Origin of the sequence: Tenacibaculum sp. AHE14PA (genome assembly GCF_019278465.1) — a bacterium.
GTDB classification, from domain to species: Bacteria; Bacteroidota; Bacteroidia; order Flavobacteriales; family Flavobacteriaceae; genus Polaribacter; species Polaribacter bernardetii.
The window spans coordinates 1,628,131-1,644,170 of sequence record NZ_CP058983.1 but is presented as its reverse complement, the minus strand read 5'-3'; the positions used below and the strand labels follow the sequence as shown (position 1 = coordinate 1,644,170).

At 29.0% G+C, this 16,040-nt stretch carries 13 protein-coding genes and 1 tRNA gene; 5 read left to right on the top strand and 9 right to left on the bottom strand.

Going from position 1 to position 16,040, the window contains the following annotated elements:
- Positions 1-17: 17 nt before the first annotated feature.
- Positions 18-944, top strand: coding sequence for a type IX secretion system membrane protein PorP/SprF (locus H0I30_RS07605; RefSeq protein ID WP_315945330.1), 927 nt, complete (start codon positions 18-20; stop codon positions 942-944).
- A gap of 12 nt (positions 945-956) precedes the next feature.
- A complete protein-coding gene (locus tag H0I30_RS07600) occupies positions 957-2,903 on the top strand; it encodes an OmpA family protein (protein WP_218771273.1) in 1,947 nt (648 codons plus the stop codon).
- A 119-nt stretch (positions 2,904-3,022) separates the two neighbouring features.
- Here H0I30_RS07600 and H0I30_RS07595 read toward each other — a convergent pair.
- The 4 genes from H0I30_RS07595 to H0I30_RS07580 form a co-directional block, all read right to left on the bottom strand.
- Positions 3,023-3,096, bottom strand: a tRNA-Arg gene (locus H0I30_RS07595).
- Positions 3,097-3,176: 80 nt separating this feature from the next.
- A complete protein-coding gene (locus tag H0I30_RS07590) occupies positions 3,177-3,401 on the bottom strand; it encodes a putative signal transducing protein (RefSeq protein WP_218771272.1) in 225 nt (74 codons plus the stop codon).
- Between the two features lie 13 nt (positions 3,402-3,414).
- Entirely contained in the window at positions 3,415-3,567 is a 153-nt protein-coding gene (locus H0I30_RS07585; RefSeq protein WP_218771271.1) for an SsrA-binding protein, read from the bottom strand.
- A 97-nt stretch (positions 3,568-3,664) separates the two neighbouring features.
- Complete coding sequence (locus H0I30_RS07580; RefSeq protein ID WP_218771270.1) at positions 3,665-5,002, bottom strand: SPFH domain-containing protein; 1,338 nt, start codon at positions 5,000-5,002, stop codon at positions 3,665-3,667.
- A gap of 521 nt (positions 5,003-5,523) precedes the next feature.
- Here H0I30_RS07580 and H0I30_RS07575 point away from each other — a divergent pair.
- Positions 5,524-6,462 (top strand): calcium/sodium antiporter, encoded by a 939-nt coding sequence (locus H0I30_RS07575; RefSeq protein WP_218771269.1) that lies wholly within the window; start codon positions 5,524-5,526, stop codon positions 6,460-6,462.
- A 224-nt stretch (positions 6,463-6,686) separates the two neighbouring features.
- Here the strand turns inward: H0I30_RS07575 and H0I30_RS07570 are convergent, their stop codons facing one another.
- Positions 6,687-7,712 (bottom strand): glutamine synthetase beta-grasp domain-containing protein, encoded by a 1,026-nt coding sequence (locus H0I30_RS07570; protein ID WP_218771268.1) that lies wholly within the window; start codon positions 7,710-7,712, stop codon positions 6,687-6,689.
- Positions 7,713-7,900: 188 nt separating this feature from the next.
- Here H0I30_RS07570 and H0I30_RS07565 point away from each other — a divergent pair, with 188 nt between their 5' ends.
- Entirely contained in the window at positions 7,901-10,084 is a 2,184-nt protein-coding gene (locus H0I30_RS07565) for a glutamine synthetase III (RefSeq protein WP_218771267.1), read from the top strand.
- Positions 10,085-10,303: 219 nt separating this feature from the next.
- Here the strand turns inward: H0I30_RS07565 and H0I30_RS07560 are convergent, their stop codons facing one another.
- From H0I30_RS07560 to H0I30_RS07550, 3 genes are all read right to left on the bottom strand, one after another.
- Positions 10,304-10,573, bottom strand: a complete 270-nt coding sequence (locus H0I30_RS07560) for an STAS domain-containing protein (protein ID WP_218771266.1) — start codon at positions 10,571-10,573, stop codon at positions 10,304-10,306.
- Positions 10,574-10,719: 146 nt separating this feature from the next.
- Positions 10,720-10,884, bottom strand: coding sequence for a hypothetical protein (locus H0I30_RS07555; RefSeq protein ID WP_218771265.1), 165 nt, complete (start codon positions 10,882-10,884; stop codon positions 10,720-10,722).
- A gap of 735 nt (positions 10,885-11,619) precedes the next feature.
- Positions 11,620-11,961, bottom strand: a complete 342-nt coding sequence (locus H0I30_RS07550; protein WP_218771264.1) for a hypothetical protein — start codon at positions 11,959-11,961, stop codon at positions 11,620-11,622.
- Between the two features lie 1,828 nt (positions 11,962-13,789).
- On the opposite strand from H0I30_RS07550, the gene H0I30_RS07545 reads away from it, so the two are divergent.
- Positions 13,790-13,966 carry a hypothetical protein gene (locus tag H0I30_RS07545; protein WP_218771263.1) on the top strand — a complete coding sequence of 59 codons (177 nt, stop codon included), beginning with the start codon at positions 13,790-13,792 and terminating at the stop codon, positions 13,964-13,966.
- A gap of 1,646 nt (positions 13,967-15,612) precedes the next feature.
- Here the strand turns inward: H0I30_RS07545 and H0I30_RS07540 are convergent.
- The gene (locus H0I30_RS07540) at positions 15,613-15,816 is read right to left on the bottom strand and encodes a hypothetical protein (protein ID WP_218771262.1); all 204 of its coding nucleotides are present in this window, start codon (positions 15,814-15,816) and stop codon (positions 15,613-15,615) included.
- Positions 15,817-16,040 lie beyond the last annotated feature (224 nt).

The following is a 16,040-nucleotide window of genomic DNA, read 5'->3' as shown; positions in this document are numbered from 1 at the left end:
AATGAAATACTTTAAGTATGAATAGAATAAATTTTCATATAAAAATAACATTACTATTGTTATTAAGTTTATCAGGAGTTGTTTACTCACAGCAAGATCCGCAGTATACTCAATATATGTATAATACAATGAGTGTTAACCCTGCTTATGTAGGCTCTAGGGGGCATACAACAATAACTGCACTAGGTAGAACTCAATGGGTTGGTTTAGATGGTGCGCCAGATACCCAAACATTAAGTTATGACACTCCTTTGGGATATAGTGGAGTAGGATTGGGGGTTAATTTAACAAATGACAGAATTGGGCCTTCAAATGAAATTTATTTAGATGCTAATGTTTCGTATACAATACGTACAGGTGATGAAGGAAATTTAGCATTTGGATTAAAGTTAGGAGCTAGACATTTAAGTATTGACTGGAGTAAAGGGCTTTCACAAAATCCAGATGCTCTTTTGTCTGATAATGTTAGTGAGTTTTTACCAACTATTGGAGCAGGTGTATATTTTCATAAACCAAAATGGTATGTTGGTTTAGCGGTTCCTAATTTATTAAGAACAGACCATTATGATGATACAGTAAATGGAGGAGATGTAGCTGAAGAACGTTTACATTTCTTTTTAATAACAGGTTATGTTTTTGATATAAACGAAGATTTAAAATTTAAACCAGCGGCCTTGGCAAAAATTGTAAAAGGAGCTCCTTTGTCTATAGATGTTTCTGCAAATTTCCTATTTCAAGAAAAGTTTACTGCAGGATTAGCATGGAGGTGGGATGATTCGTTAAGTGCTTTATTAGGTTTCCAAGCAAGTAGAAGTATGTATATAGGATTTGCATATGATTTAACGACTTCTAATTATAGTAATTATAATTCAGGGACTTATGAATTAATGCTACGTTACGAGATTTTTAAACAACAAACAATGAAGTCGCCAAGATTCTTCTAAATATAATAACAGATGAAAAAAACAATACTATTAGTATTCTTAATTACCAGCGTTGTTAGTTTTGGACAACGAAAATATGCAGCAGACAGATACTTTAAAGAGTTTGCTTATAAAAAATCTGCAGAGCTTTATGAAGTTTTGTATCAAAAAGGAGATACATCACAAGTAGTTGTAAGTAGGTTAGCTGATTCATATTATTATAATGCAGAGTTTCTGAAGGCAGAGGTGTGGTATGAAGAATTAATGCAGAATTTTGAAAATAAAGAAACAACAAAACACTTTTTTAGATATGCACAGGTATTAAAAAGTAACGGTAAAGTTTCTGAATCAGATAAATGGCTTCAAAAAATAAAAAAAATTGAAGCAACAGATAGTAGACCAATTGCATTAGATGAAAATCAAGATTATTTTGTAGAATACACGAATAAAGAAAAGATTTATATAAATGTTCATAATGTAGCTACAAACACAAAATATTCAGATTTCGGTGGTTTTATATTTGATAACAAATTATATTATGCCTCAACTAAACCTTTAAATATTAAAAAAGATGTTAAGTTATATGAATGGAATAATCAACCTTTCTTAAACATATATAGCTCTGAATTAAAAGATATAGATACTGATAAAATCCTTGATATTTCTGAAGCAAAAAGGTTAAAAGAATTATCAACAAGTTATCACGAGTCAAACACTATTATCACTAAAAACGGTAAAACAATGTATTTTACTAGAGATAATTTTGACGGTGAAGAGCTAAAAGGAGATGATAATCGTACAACTCATTTAAAAATTTATAAAGCAACTAATGTTGATGGTGAATGGTCAAAAGTAAGAGAACTACCTTTTAATACAGATAATTATTCATATGGACATCCAGCATTAAGTCCTGATGAAAAGACATTATATTTTGTTTCTGATATGCCAAATGGATTTGGAGAAACAGATATTTATAAAGTAGCTATATTAGAAGATGATAAATACGGAGAACCTATCAATTTAGGAAAACAAATTAATACAGAAAGTAGAGAGATGTTTCCTTTTGTAGGTGTTGATAATACTCTTTATTTTGCCTCAGATGGTCATATAGGGCTAGGAGCTTTAGATGTTTTTGAATCGAAAATAAAAAACAGTAAATTTTCAAGACCAATAAACTTAGGGGCACCCGTAAATGGCCCTTTAGATGATTTTTCTTTTGTAATAAATAATCAAAGAAGTAAAGGTTTTTTCTCGTCAAATAGAAAAGGGGGTAAAGGAGATGATGATATTTATAGCTTTTTAATTTATGACTGTAAAGAAGATATAGAAGGTGTTGTTACTAATTCTCGTACAGGTAACCCAATGTTTAATGTAGAGGTTAGATTGATTGATTCAGAAGGCAACCCTATTTCAAAACAGATAACAAAAGAAGATGGAAGGTATGTTTTTAAAAGAATAGATTGTGAGAATAATTTTACAGTAGTAGCTTCTAAAGTAGATTTTAAAGATACACAAAAACAAGTACAAACAGTAGATGTAAATAATAAGTTAATTAATGCAAATTTAACACTGGAGTCTCTTATTGTAGAGGATCAAATAGTAATTAAACCTATTTATTTTGATTTTGACTTATCTAATATTAGAGAAGATGCAGAATATGAATTGGAGCATATCGTATCTGTGATGAAAAATCACCCCGAAATGGTTATAAAAATAGAATCACATACCGATAGTAGAGGAACTAAAGAGTATAATAAGCGTTTATCAACTAGTAGAGCTATTTCTACGAAAGATTATATTGTTTCTAGAGGTATTGCATCAAACAGAATTAAAAGTGCTTTAGGATTTGGAGAAAGTCAATTATTAAACGACTGTGATGATGCAAATCAAAGTAAATGTAGTAAAGAGGAGCATCAAAAGAATAGACGTTCTTATTTTTATATTTTAGATGGAGGAAAAAACGTAAAGGTCAATAATTAATGTGCTTTACATAGTCATAAAAAAACCTCGAAGTTATCTTCGAGGTTTTTTTATGACTGTATTTTACGCTATTTATTAAAAGCAAAAAAACCACATAAATTAATATGTGGTTTTTTTAGTGACCTCGGCTGGATTCAAACCAGCAACCTCTTGAGCCGTAATCAAGTGCGCTATTCAGTTGCGCCACGAGGCCGTTTTGCGGGTGCAAATATACAGATGTTTTTTAATTAAAAAAGCAAAAAAACATTTTTTTTTGCTTTTTATTTTTTAAAATTAATTAACCTCTTGCTTAAAATTATCTATTATTTCCTGAGCATGCTCAGAATCAGATTTGTAGATGAATAATTCACAAGAATCTCCAGTTGATCCAAAACCAGCTAATCTACCAGATTCTTTACTGTCTTTAATTAAAGTTGCTATGTTAGCTTCGTCAAGTAAAAAAGCTAGTCTGTTTGTTAAAATAGTGGTTCCTGTATATACTTTTATATGCTCTTTCATAATTATAAGTTTTTTAGTCTAGTGAGTTTATTGTTACAAAAGCACGCCATCCAATAATTGCTAATTGAAATTTAGTAGCTTTAGAAATGTCTAACTCTTTTTGTGTAAAAGAGGGTAGTATCATTTTATTTAACTTTGCTAAAAATTTAAAAAATTGTTTTTTCATTATAAGTTTGATTCTATATCAAAAATACTGAAAAATAATTTGTTAAACTGAGTGAAGTGAAAAAGGATTACTCCACTCAATTTAATAAATATGATGTTTACTTTTTACTTTCCATCATTTTCTTGGCGAGATCTGCTCCAATTAGCGATTGTAACAAGTTTCCGTCATTCCCGTTCTTACTCCCTTCAATATATGTAGATGGTAGCTGTAAATCTTTTATTTGGCCTGCTACTCCAACTGCTGTTTTGTATTCCCACTCAGCCTTTTCTTGCGGAGTTAAACCAGCGCTAACTAGTTTAGAATTTTCGTAATACATTGCATCAGCAGCAACTTTTTTACTTTTTGCTTTAAACTGTTCAACTTCGTATTGTTTTTTTTCTTTGATTAAGTTAAAACCAGCAACTTTTGCTTCGGTTTCAGCTTCAATGGTTTGCTGAATTTGAATTTTCTCTAAACGAGCTCTTTCTTTTGCTTTTTCAGACTCTCCTTTTGCAACTTCTTTTTTAGCTCTATAATATTCGCGTTCTGCTTGTTGTTTTTCAAGTTGTGTTTGTGCAACTTCATTTTTTTGTAAATCTAAGCGTTCGTCAAAAGAAGCTTCCCAATCGATACCCGTTACTTGTGCTTGGTATATTTTTAAACCATATTGTTTTAAGGTATTAGAGTTGTCTCTAACAATATTACCATTGTCATTTCTTTTTATTCTGAACTTTTTTTGCTTACTAGATTTACCAACCTTTATTTTTCTGATGGTAGTGGTATCACCTACAATTTCATTCATATTTTCAGCTTCATAATATTGCTCTACTTGATACATTCCGTTTTCTAATTGATCTCTAAAATACCTGTCAAAATCAGATGCTTGACCAGAAATGTAATCTTGGGCATCCATTAGTTTACATGTATTTTTAATCGCTGCGTCAATATTCGGTAAAACTCTTCCGTATATTAATTTAGATTCACTCCTGTTTCTGTCGGCCATATTTAAAAATACTTCCTCGTCGTTAATGTTAACTCCTACAATTACAGAAGTGCTTATCTCCGCTTTAATAGCATCACTGAATTCCCATTTCTGAGCTTTTCGGTTATAAATTCCTTGATCACTTTTAGGTAATTCACTTTCATCATCAACAATAATATCTTTTATTGATGTTTCGTATGAAAGCGGAATAATTCTTCCCCACCATTTAAGTTTTAAACCTTGTGTGGTAATCATTTTATCACCACCAGAAACATATTGTACGGCATAGGCTGTACCGGCATCTGCGTAAAAAAACATTCCTGTAATAATACTCATAAGAGCACCAAGTATGGTTAGCTGAATGCTTCTTTGTAGGGTGAACCAGTTTAGTATTTTACTGTTTTTAAAAATTGAATTTAATACAATGGTAATTAACCCTGTAATAATTAATAATACTCCGATAAATGTTAGCATAATATATAGTTTGGTTTTAAAATTTGATTAGTATAATAGTGTTATAATAGTTGCAATTTTTACTGCAATAGTAATTATTTTAGTAGTAATAGTTATCATGAATTTTAATGTTTTTAATAGATTAATATTGATTGATTCCGGAATTGTTTTATCAATATATATCAAAGAGAATCATACTTCCAAAAACTTAAGTATAAATTAATCTGTTTGTGTTTTATTATTAATATAAAAAAATGCATTGTGTTTTAATCTGAAACTAAAATTACTTGTTCTTTGTTTTAGTTATTAACTTTTTAGGTTGTTTTGTGTTTTAATATGTAATAAAATAAAGAAGTTTTTTAAATGAATACTTAAAACTAAAGCAAAAAGTGTTTAAATAGCAGCTTTTTTTAGTTGTTTGATTATTGAAAACTAAATAAAAAGTGTTGTTTTAAAAATTAGGTGAAGGTATTTTTTGATGTATTTGAAGGTTGTAATTTTTGAAATCAAAGCAGTATCTTCGCAAAAAATAATAATATTACATGAGTGTTGTATATATAATAATAGGATTGATTTTGTTGGTTTTTGGAGGGGAGTTTTTAGTTCGTTCTTCTGTGGGATTATCTTTTAAATTGAATATATCTAAAATGGTAATTGGTATGACGGTGGTTTCTTTTGCAACTTCAGCACCAGAACTATTAGTTAGTTTGCAGGCAGCTTTAGATGGTTCTCCGGCAATTGCCATAAACAATGTTATTGGATCTAATATTGCTAATATCGGAATGGTTTTAGGTATAACAGCGTTAATTGGTCCTATTGCAATAAGTAAAGATTTTTATAAAATAAATTGGCCAGTGATGATGTTGTTTTCTCTAGCTCTTTGGGGAATGTTGAGCTATAACAATGATTTAAATGCTATTGAAGGTGGTGTTTTATTGATTGGTTTAGCGTTGTTTTTAGTTTATTTAATAAAAAATGCAAAATCAGATCAAAGCAGTGAAGAGGTAGATGATGCACTGGCGGCGGTAAGTTATTTTAAAATAATCATTTGGTTGTTAATCGGTGGATTGGCATTGTATTTTGGTTCTGAGTTATTGGTTGATGGCGCAAAAACATTGGCAAGAAATCAAGGAATTAGTGAAGGGGTAATATCTGTAACGATGATTGCTATCGGAACTAGTGTTCCGGAATTAGCAGCTTCAGTAATAGCGGCAATAAGAGGTGAAAAGGCAATATCATTAGGGAACTTGTTAGGGTCTAATATTTTTAATATTGCTTCTGTATTGGGTTTAACTTCTATGATAACAACTATAAAAGTAACCGAGCCACAAATATTAAGTAAAGATATATTCTGGATGTTAGGTTTCGCTTTTGTTTTATTACCGATGGCTTATTTTTATAAGAAAAATGAAATAGGAAGAATCAAAGGTTTTGTGCTGCTAATAGGATATGTTTCTTTTATCTATTTAGCTTTTAAATAGAATTATAAAGCTGTTTTTTATTTTTGATAAAACTTTATCAATTGAGTGAGTAAAATTTATTACTTAACCTTTAGTTTAGAATAGTTTTCGATGTGGTTCTTTATCAGAAATTATTCAAATTAGAATACATAACAGATACTGTTTAATTATATAAAACAGAAAAGCCTTTAAATTAATTTAAAGGCTTTTTAGTTGTTGTTAGTGTGTGTTGTTATGGAAATTATTTATTTGAATTGTTCGCTTACTGGTTTTACTGTTTTAATAATTCTCGCTGCAATTTTATAAGGATCACCGTTAGAAGCAGGTCTTCTGTCTTCTAGCCATCCTTTCCAGCCTTTTTCTACAGTAATTATTGGTATACGTATTGATGCTCCTCTATCTGAAACACCAAAACTAAAGTCTGTTATAGAAGCTGTTTCGTGTAAACCTGTTAAACGTTCGTCATTGTAAGCTCCGTAAACAGCAATGTGTTCTTTAGTTACAGGTCTAAATGCTTCACAAATAGTTTCATATATTTCTTGAGAACCACAAGTTCTTAATACTTCATTAGAAAAATTGGCATGCATTCCAGAACCATTCCAGTCTCCTTTTACAGGTTTAGGGTGGTATTCTATGTAGTAACCATATTTTTCTGTTAATCTATCTAGTAAATATCTAGAGATCCAAATTTCATCACCCGCTTTTTTTGCTCCTTGTGCGAATAATTGGTATTCCCATTGTCCTGAAGCAACCTCTTGGTTAATTCCTTCAAAATTTAAACCTGCTTCAATACATAAATCAGCATGTTCTTCAACGAAATCTCTACCATGTGTATTTCTTCCGCCTACAGAACAATAATACATTCCTTGTGGCCCTGGGTAACCGCCTATAGGAAACCCTAAAGGTAGTTGAGTTGCGGTATCCATAATAAAATACTCTTGCTCAAATCCAAACCAAAAATCATTATCATTATCATCAATAGTAGCTCTTCCGTTAGTTTCGTGCGGCGTACCATCTGCATTCATAACTTCTGTCATAACTAAATAACCGTTAACTCTTGCAGGATCTGGATAAATTGCCACAGGAACCAGTAAGCAATCTGATGCTCCACCAGAAGCTTGTTTTGTAGAAGATCCATCAAAAGACCAATTTCCTATCTCTTCAATTGTTCCTTGAAAATTATCGTGTTCTTCAACCTTTGTTTTGCTTCTTAGGTTTTGTGTTGGTTTATAACCGTCTAACCAAATGTACTCTAACTTAATTTTTGCCATGATAATATCGGAATGTGTTTATAATCAAATTCAATGCAAAAATGAATATTTTATATTTAATATTAAAATTTATAGGGGTAAAACTTTGAAAATTAACTTTAATTTAATTTTGACCCTATTTTTTAGGGGGTCTTATTCAGAATAGATTATATTTTGTATTTTTGATATCGAATTTTACACCATATATAATGTCAACTTTAAGATTTAGCGCTTTAAAAGAAACTTTACATAGAAAACCAGTTTTTATAGAAGAAAAAGGACGTCGCTCTGAATTGTTCGGGAAAAATGTTTTTAATGAACAAGCCATACGTCAGTATATGACTAGAGATGCTTATCAGAGTGTTAAGGACGCAATTGAATTTGGAAGTAAAATAGATAGAAAAGTTGCCGATCAAATAGCGGTCAGTATGAAAGATTGGGCGTTGTCTAAAGGAGCAACACATTATACACATTGGTTTCAGCCGTTAACGGGTGCTACAGCTGAAAAGCACGATGCTTTTTTTGACACCATTGAAGGAGGTGGTGCAATGGAGCGTTTTGATGGAGAGCAATTAGTGCAGCAAGAACCAGACGCGTCTAGTTTTCCGCATGGCGGAATTAGAAATACATTTGAGGCCCGTGGTTATACAGCTTGGGACCCAACATCGCCCGCATTTATATATGGTACAACATTATGTATTCCAACTGTTTTTGTAGCGTATACAGGTGAAGCTTTAGATAATAAAGCTCCCTTGCTTAGGGCTTTGCAGGCTGTGGATACAGCTGCAACGGCGGTTTGTAAGTATTTCGATAAAAATGTATCGAAAGTAAATGCTACTTTGGGCTGGGAGCAAGAATATTTTTTAATAGATACAGCTTTAATGTCTGCGCGTCCTGATTTAATGATGACTGGTAGAACTTTGTTAGGACATTCACCTGCAAAAGGACAACAATTAGATGATCATTATTTCGGGTCTATTCCTGATAGAGTGATGAGTTTTATGCGTGATTTGGAGCAGGAATGTATGTTGTTAGGAATCCCTGTAAAAACACGCCATAATGAAGTTGCTCCGAACCAGTTTGAATTAGCACCAATTTTCGAAGAAGCAAATTTAGCAGTAGATCATAATTCGTTATTAATGGATGTGATGGAAAAAGTATCGCAACGTCATCAATTTAAAGTACTATTTCACGAAAAACCATTTAAAGGAATTAATGGTTCGGGTAAGCATAATAATTGGTCTTTGGCAACAAATACCGGAATTAATTTATTGAGTCCTGGTAAAACACCAATGAAAAATTTACAATTTTTAACCTTTTTTGTAAACACTATAAAAGCAGTTCATGATTACGAAGAATTAATAAGGGCTTCAATTGCAAGTGCGAGTAATGATCATCGATTAGGGGCAAATGAAGCTCCGCCAGCAATTATATCTGTATTTATAGGTTCGCAATTGTCTGAAGTTTTAGATGAGTTAGAAAATGTTACAAAAGGAAAGCTGTCACCACAAGAAAAAACAGACTTGAAGTTAAATATCGTAGGTAAAATTCCTGAAATATTATTAGATAATACAGATAGAAATAGAACATCTCCTTTTGCTTTCACTGGAAATAAATTCGAACTACGAGCTGTTGGTTCTTGGTCTAATTGTGCTGGGCCAATGACAGTTTTAAATACGATTATAGCGAAACAGTTAAAAGAATTTAAAATAGAGGTTGATGACTTGATAGATACTAAAAAGTTGAAAAAAGATGAGGCTGTTTTTAATGTGCTGCGAGAGTATATTAAAGCTTCAAAGAAAATTAGGTTTGAAGGTGATGGTTATGGTGAAGCATGGGAAAAAGAAGCTTTAAGAAGGGGTTTAAGTAATAATAAAACGACTCCTCAAGCTTTGAAAGCTAAAGCTTCTAAAAAAGCAATAGCACTTTTTACAGAAATGAATGTGATGAATAAAGTAGAGGTAGCTGCTCGTCACGAAATTGAATTAGAAGAATATGCTAAGCGCATTCAAATAGAAAGTAGGGTTTTAGGAGATATTGCAAGAAACCATGTAATTCCTACTGCAATTCAATATCAAAATACATTGATAGAAAATGTAAAAGGGTTAAAGGAAATTTTCGGAAAAGGGTTTGAGAAATATGCTAAAGAACAGATTGATTTAATTAAAATAATATCGATTCATATAGCGGAAATTAACTCGAAAATTGAAAAAATGACCGAAGAACGGAAAAAATCAAACAAACTCATTGGTCAAGAAAATGCAGATAGTTATTGCGATAAAGTAAAACCTTTTTTTGCTGAGATTCGTTATCATTGCGATAAGCTAGAGCTTATGGTTGATGATAATTTATGGCCTTTAACAAAGTATAGAGAATTGTTATTTACGAAGTAAGAAAAACTCTTTTTTTGCAAAAAGAATTCCTTTGCACAACAAGGGTGTTTTCACTCTTTTTTAATTTTATAGAAAAAGAAAGCTGCGCCCTTTATTTTAGTTGTTTTTATTATTTTTTTTATAAAAAAAACACTGTTTATTAGTTAGTTACCCTTTGTAATAGAAATGAATCTATGATCAGAAAATAAGTATAGATAAGCTATTAAAACATTAGAATAATTATGCTAAATCAAAATGATCATAAATGTCTCTAGCTCCACGACCTACAGTGAAAAATTTATTTTTGTTTCTAAGAGCAATTTTCATCAATTTTTTTATACCATTAAGGCCATCAGAATCAATCTCTTTAATTTTATCGATGTTTATAATTGTTTTTTTGTTCCTTGAAATATAGTGTTCAAAATGAGTAATAAAAGATTTAACCGTCGAACAATTAATTTTACCTTTTAAGTGAAAAATTCCTTTTTTATTTGAGATTTGTAAAGCCATGATTATGTGTTTTAATTGTTAATGTTTTGTAAATATCTGATTTAAATAAACTTGTATGTGTTTCTTTAGATTAACTACATTTTTATGTAGGTAAGTGGTAGAAGTTAATTGATAATTAAAAACTTGTAGATATGTTTCTGGTTTGTTTAGTTGTAAGGATATACAAGGAATTTATATTCATCTGGTTTGTTTGATATATTAGTGTAATAGTCTTTATCAACAGTTATTTTAAGTTTAAGTATTGGGAATTTAAGAATGTATTTATTACCTAATACTTTAATAAGTCTTACTAATGTCGGTTTAGATTTCATAATTATGTTATTTATTCTGCAATGTAGTTTGTGACATTAATAATTATATTTTTTTTAGATAAACACAAATAAAAGTTTAGATGAAATGGGAAAAACTAAGGGTTAATTAAAGTAGGAAAACATAAAATGAGAAACAGCTAAATATATGCCCTAAATAAAAATTAATAGAATTTTAACTGCAGAATGAGAGATATAAAAAAGCGAACCTAAGTTCGCTTAGTTTTAGATACAGCAGCCAGATGCATAATGGTATTGACAGCTAGTAGCATAGGTTTCTCCACAAGATGAATTATTTTGAGCTAGATTAGAAGTGGTCCAACAATGTAAGTTTGGGTCATAACATCTTTGTAGGCTGCCAGGACGATTACTTCTATTAATTTTTTTTTCTGATTTATTTAGAATAGGATTTTTTTTTCAGCATAATGTAAGTCTCAAGCTGTTAAAAATTAAGTTTTAAATTTAGTTAGAGAGGAAAAAATCGTAATAAAAGTAAGGTAAAATCATAAATTATAAAAACAGTAGATTTTCAGATGCTTTAAAATTTAAAGAAGTTTATAGACATAATTGTACTAAGTAAAAATATTTTTATAAAGATTATTTATTTAAGTTATAAAAAATATGATAATTATATCTGCTATCTATAAATGATTTATATTGATAAATAAAAAAATAGAAGTCCCTTCGATAAATTTAAACTTAATAATACTCTAAAAGTTATGTATAGATTATATGGCTCTAACTAGGTAATTTCCCTGTAATATATGCTACTATTGCATTATTAACTGTTCCCTTGGTAGCGTTTACAACATATCCACTAAATGTGATAACGTATGCATTTAAATTTTTATCTTCAATTAATTTAAAGTATCCAGATCCATTTGTAATTGTTCCTACTGATATATGTTTATTTAAATCTTTAGATGTAAATTTATAGACAGTTTCACCATTAGTAATAGTTACGGTGATTGTGTTTTCGCTTATTCTTTTTTCTGCTGAAAAGACTAATGTTGCCTGAGGTACAGTTGTATTGGTTTTACTAATAGATAAACTTAATGGATAAATTGATAGTTGTTTCATATTTATATAATTTAAAATGACCTACTCTATTTAAATTAGGTTTTTCGGATTCCACCTTTAATAAAAAAAAGGATAATAGCTATTCAATTAAGCATTATATTTTTCTAATTACGTTATAAAATTGAGGAATTAGTGACTGTAATTTTGAGAGAATTTAATAAGGTTCAGGTTTTTAGGTACAAGTGTAGTAATACCTATCATTAAATAATAAATAGTTGAATGAAATTTACCACAAGATCTTCAAATTGAAGCTCATTTTTATTGTCAAAAATTTTAGAAAACGAATATTAAAATAATTGTAGATATTCCAGTCAACCAAAGAATGAAAAGGCGTTTTATGCACAGTTGTCTGGAGTACTTAAATTAGAACTAAAATATGATTAAAAACAGTAATAAAAGAGATATGAAATTAAAAACAAACACAACAAAAGATTTAGGAAGATATCCTATAAATGTTTATAGACTTAACAGAATATCAAAATAATTGTAGTAAAAAGGAAAAGAAGCATTCCATCAAAGTAATGCTTCTTTTTAAATCAAATAACCAACTAAACTATATAAACGAAAAATCAAATTTTAAACTATGCATTAAATATAATTTAAGAAGATGGTTGAATTTTTAAAAATTAGATAAATGGTATTTAAGTGTCGATAAAAAAACAAAGAATAAGGATAAGCAAACAGTGGGTACTTCAGTCAACAAAGTAGAATTAAAACTGTAGAAACTATTATAAACAATATAACAGTTAGATAAGTATTAGAAGAATATTTTGAAGAAGAATTTCCAAAATGTAAAAAACTAAATGGAGACGATTATGTATTTGAATTCAATAACTTACTTCAGCTAAATTGCGTAAAGTATATTTAACAACAAGATATAAGGTAACTAAGTACTTTAATAAAGATCACATAAATGTTATTGAAGTATTTTCTTTAATTGTCGTAATTTTAAAATAAATTTAGAGTAACAATTGAAGGGGCTACAATCATAGTAAGACGAATAAAAAGTGTAGAATCATCTATTAGTCACAGAATACTTTTATTCAAATTAGATATTTATGGTAGGTTTATTTTTGCTAAAACCGCAAATAACCTTCTAAACTTAAAAAAAGATGAACCCGATAGTTTTAGAAAAGGAGAGAGAAAATATGGGGCAATGCATTTTACTCTTAGGTCTTTATTGGTTCATTTCAGAGGTTGCTTTAAAATACATTTAGAAAAAAAAACATTTTCTTTTATCATAACCGAATAATAGAGTTGAATTAACACAACAAACTGTAGGTTTTATAAGAAGAAAAACTCTTCGTAAAAGGGCTTGACTATGTTAGAGGTGCTAGTTTTTTAATTTGGATGGTACTAGAAGTAAGTAAATGTTTTTAGAAATAAAAAAGAAAATGAACCATTACTGATTCCCTTTAATACTCAAATATAAAGTCCCCCGAATTTATATAGAATTAAACATTAGATGAAAAGGTTAATAAAACTTACAAACTATAATAACTGTAGTTTATGGGTAACGAAAATTTATTAGCAGATATTAGAAACAAACTTTCTCCTACAAGCAACATAATAGCATTGGCACAGGAATTAATTAACGTCCCTAATAGAAAAAATAGGGAATAAATAATTAGCTATATGAAAGAGGGGGTTACCACAAGCTAAAGAAAGTATTGAGCACGTAAGAGAATTTAAACTGTAGGTTTTCAGAACCTTTAAAAATAAAAAGTTCATTGACATAATTGTGTTAAGTGAAAAGAATATACTTATATCTTAAAAGAGAAAAAAACTTCAAAAATTTAAATAATATGTTTTTGTAATTGGCGTTATATTGTTTACAAGTACTTATGTTTTTACAAGACCATTTATTTTAAAAAATTTTAATTTTAGTGAAACAGGACAGATTGGAGATGCAATTGGAGGAATAACAGCGTCAATAATAAATTTAATAGGAGCAGTATTAGTTTACATTTCTTTTAAAGAACAAATAAAAGCTAATGAAACATAATCCAGATTACTTGAGAATGAAATTGACAATCAAAAATATGATAGAAATTTTCAAATAGCACTTGATCTATTTAAATCCCTTAAAGAGGATTACAGAGAAATAAAGAAAGGTAAAACACAGGTAAAACAGCATTAATAGATTTTGTTAATGTAATATTTGAATACAAAGATCCGGAAGATTTTAAAGATAATAATTTTAATAAATCTCCCAATTTATTCTCAATGGAAATTTTTAATAGTAGAGTTTGACATAATTTATTCACACCTTGAGCAATCAAAATTTAGAAAAGTTGAATACATTAATAAAAAACTATTATAAAATTCAACTTGAACCTCAAATTAATTTTATAAAGAAAATATTAGAAAAGTATGATCATGATTTAGAATTGATAAAAATAATTAATAATATAATTAAGGATTAACTAAAAAGCTATTACATAAAAAATATTACTTAGCACAAAGCAACTCCCACAAGGTGTTGTTTTTTTATATCCAAGACTTGAGTAAATGAGTATTATTAAACCTGTAGGTTTTAAAACAAAAAAAGCTCCTGCGGGAGGAGCCATAAAAACAAAACTGGGGATTAATATTTTAAGGGGGAAGTCAATGACTTTATAAATTTTAATTTAATTATTTTTTTCAAAATTTAGAGGTAATTGTTAAAAAGGGATAAAATAACTTTTACACTATTGAGACACGGTTATTTATAATAAGTCACAAATAAAGAGGAAAAGAAAAGAAGCCGTCCTTTCTGATAAATCCCATTCAAGATAATTAATTCAAACTTAAACTATGCCATAAAGAGAATTTAGTAAGAGAGGCTAGTTTTTGAATGTGAGATAAAGAGTATTAAAGTATTGATTAAAAAAAATAAAAAGTAAGGATAAATAAACTGTAGTAAAATAATTTTAAATAAAGGTTTTAAGTATCAAATTATGATTCAAAGTACAGAGTGCAACAGTTCATATAGTGTCAAAATTTAAAAAAATAGATTTTAATTGGTTTTCGAAATTCATATTCCGTCTAATTGGTATCGTATTTTAGTTTATCAAAAAACAACTTTCATAAAAGAGGAATTTACAAGAGAGCATCTATGGGAGTTGTTGAAAAAAATAACTATATAACAATTAAAAGAAAGTATTAAATAACAGTAGATTTTAAATAAAAAAATGACCCCTGGGGAGGAGTCATAAAAACAAAAAGGGGAAATAAATTTTATTGTCAAATAACCCTTCAAAAGAAAATTTAACTATAAAACGAAAATCAAATTTTAAACTACACAATAAAGATAATTTAAGGAGATTACTAATTTTTAAAAATTAGATTATTGGTGTTTAAGTATCGATGAAAAGAAAAATAGTATAGGTAAACAAACTTTAGATAAGAAGAATAAAAAAAGAAACCTTTACATCTCCTTTTAATATTCAAAGTATAAAGTCACCTGAATTTATATAAATTGATCAGGTTTTTAGACTAAATAGCTTGAAATTAAAAAACAAACTGTAGTTTGGTAAACTAAATTGATAATGATAATTAATATAAAGTTAATAAAGGCGCTTATGAATGAGTTAACAATGCTTCATTCATATTTCAAATAGGTAAGATGAACAAGGTTCAGGTTATTTAAACTAATCTAGGTGGTTTTTATCAGTTTAAAAGTAGAGTGATATATTTGTTTTCTTTATTTAAAAATGTAAATTTATGATGTGACATCACTTTATATTCCATGATTTTTTTAGAATACGCGTCTGTTATTAAGGCAAAATAACTTGGGTTTTTGTTTTTTCTGATAAGAATCTTAAACTCTTTATTGGTAAAATCTATCATCATATCAAATATAATTACTTTCATACCATCTCTGACGGCTAAATATTTAGCTCTGTTCTTTTTGCTTCTCTAACAACCTAACTTATTATTCTAATTCTAAAAGATGCTGTGCTGGTGTTTGGAATATGCATTTGTGAATTGTAAAATTGATAATCAAAATCACCGTATTTTTTTAATCAAGTTCTAACTTTAGAGTTTACTTGAATACCACACTTATTTAATGCTTTGGTTTTAGTTAGTAGACCTTA

Coding starts and splice junctions, on each gene's coding strand:
- H0I30_RS07605 (WP_315945330.1), top strand. CDS start 18: ATGAATAGAATAAATTTTCATATAAAAATAACATTACTATTGTTATTA.
- H0I30_RS07600 (WP_218771273.1), top strand. CDS start 957: ATGAAAAAAACAATACTATTAGTATTCTTAATTACCAGCGTTGTTAGT.
- H0I30_RS07590 (WP_218771272.1), bottom strand. CDS start 3,401: ATGAAAGAGCATATAAAAGTATATACAGGAACCACTATTTTAACAAAC.
- H0I30_RS07585 (WP_218771271.1), bottom strand. CDS start 3,567: ATGAAAAAACAATTTTTTAAATTTTTAGCAAAGTTAAATAAAATGATA.
- H0I30_RS07580 (WP_218771270.1), bottom strand. CDS start 5,002: ATGCTAACATTTATCGGAGTATTATTAATTATTACAGGGTTAATTACC.
- H0I30_RS07575 (WP_218771269.1), top strand. CDS start 5,524: ATGAGTGTTGTATATATAATAATAGGATTGATTTTGTTGGTTTTTGGA.
- H0I30_RS07570 (WP_218771268.1), bottom strand. CDS start 7,712: ATGGCAAAAATTAAGTTAGAGTACATTTGGTTAGACGGTTATAAACCA.
- H0I30_RS07565 (WP_218771267.1), top strand. CDS start 7,901: ATGTCAACTTTAAGATTTAGCGCTTTAAAAGAAACTTTACATAGAAAA.
- H0I30_RS07560 (WP_218771266.1), bottom strand. CDS start 10,573: ATGGCTTTACAAATCTCAAATAAAAAAGGAATTTTTCACTTAAAAGGT.
- H0I30_RS07555 (WP_218771265.1), bottom strand. CDS start 10,884: ATGAAATCTAAACCGACATTAGTAAGACTTATTAAAGTATTAGGTAAT.
- H0I30_RS07550 (WP_218771264.1), bottom strand. CDS start 11,961: ATGAAACAACTATCAATTTATCCATTAAGTTTATCTATTAGTAAAACC.
- H0I30_RS07540 (WP_218771262.1), bottom strand. CDS start 15,816: ATGAAAGTAATTATATTTGATATGATGATAGATTTTACCAATAAAGAG.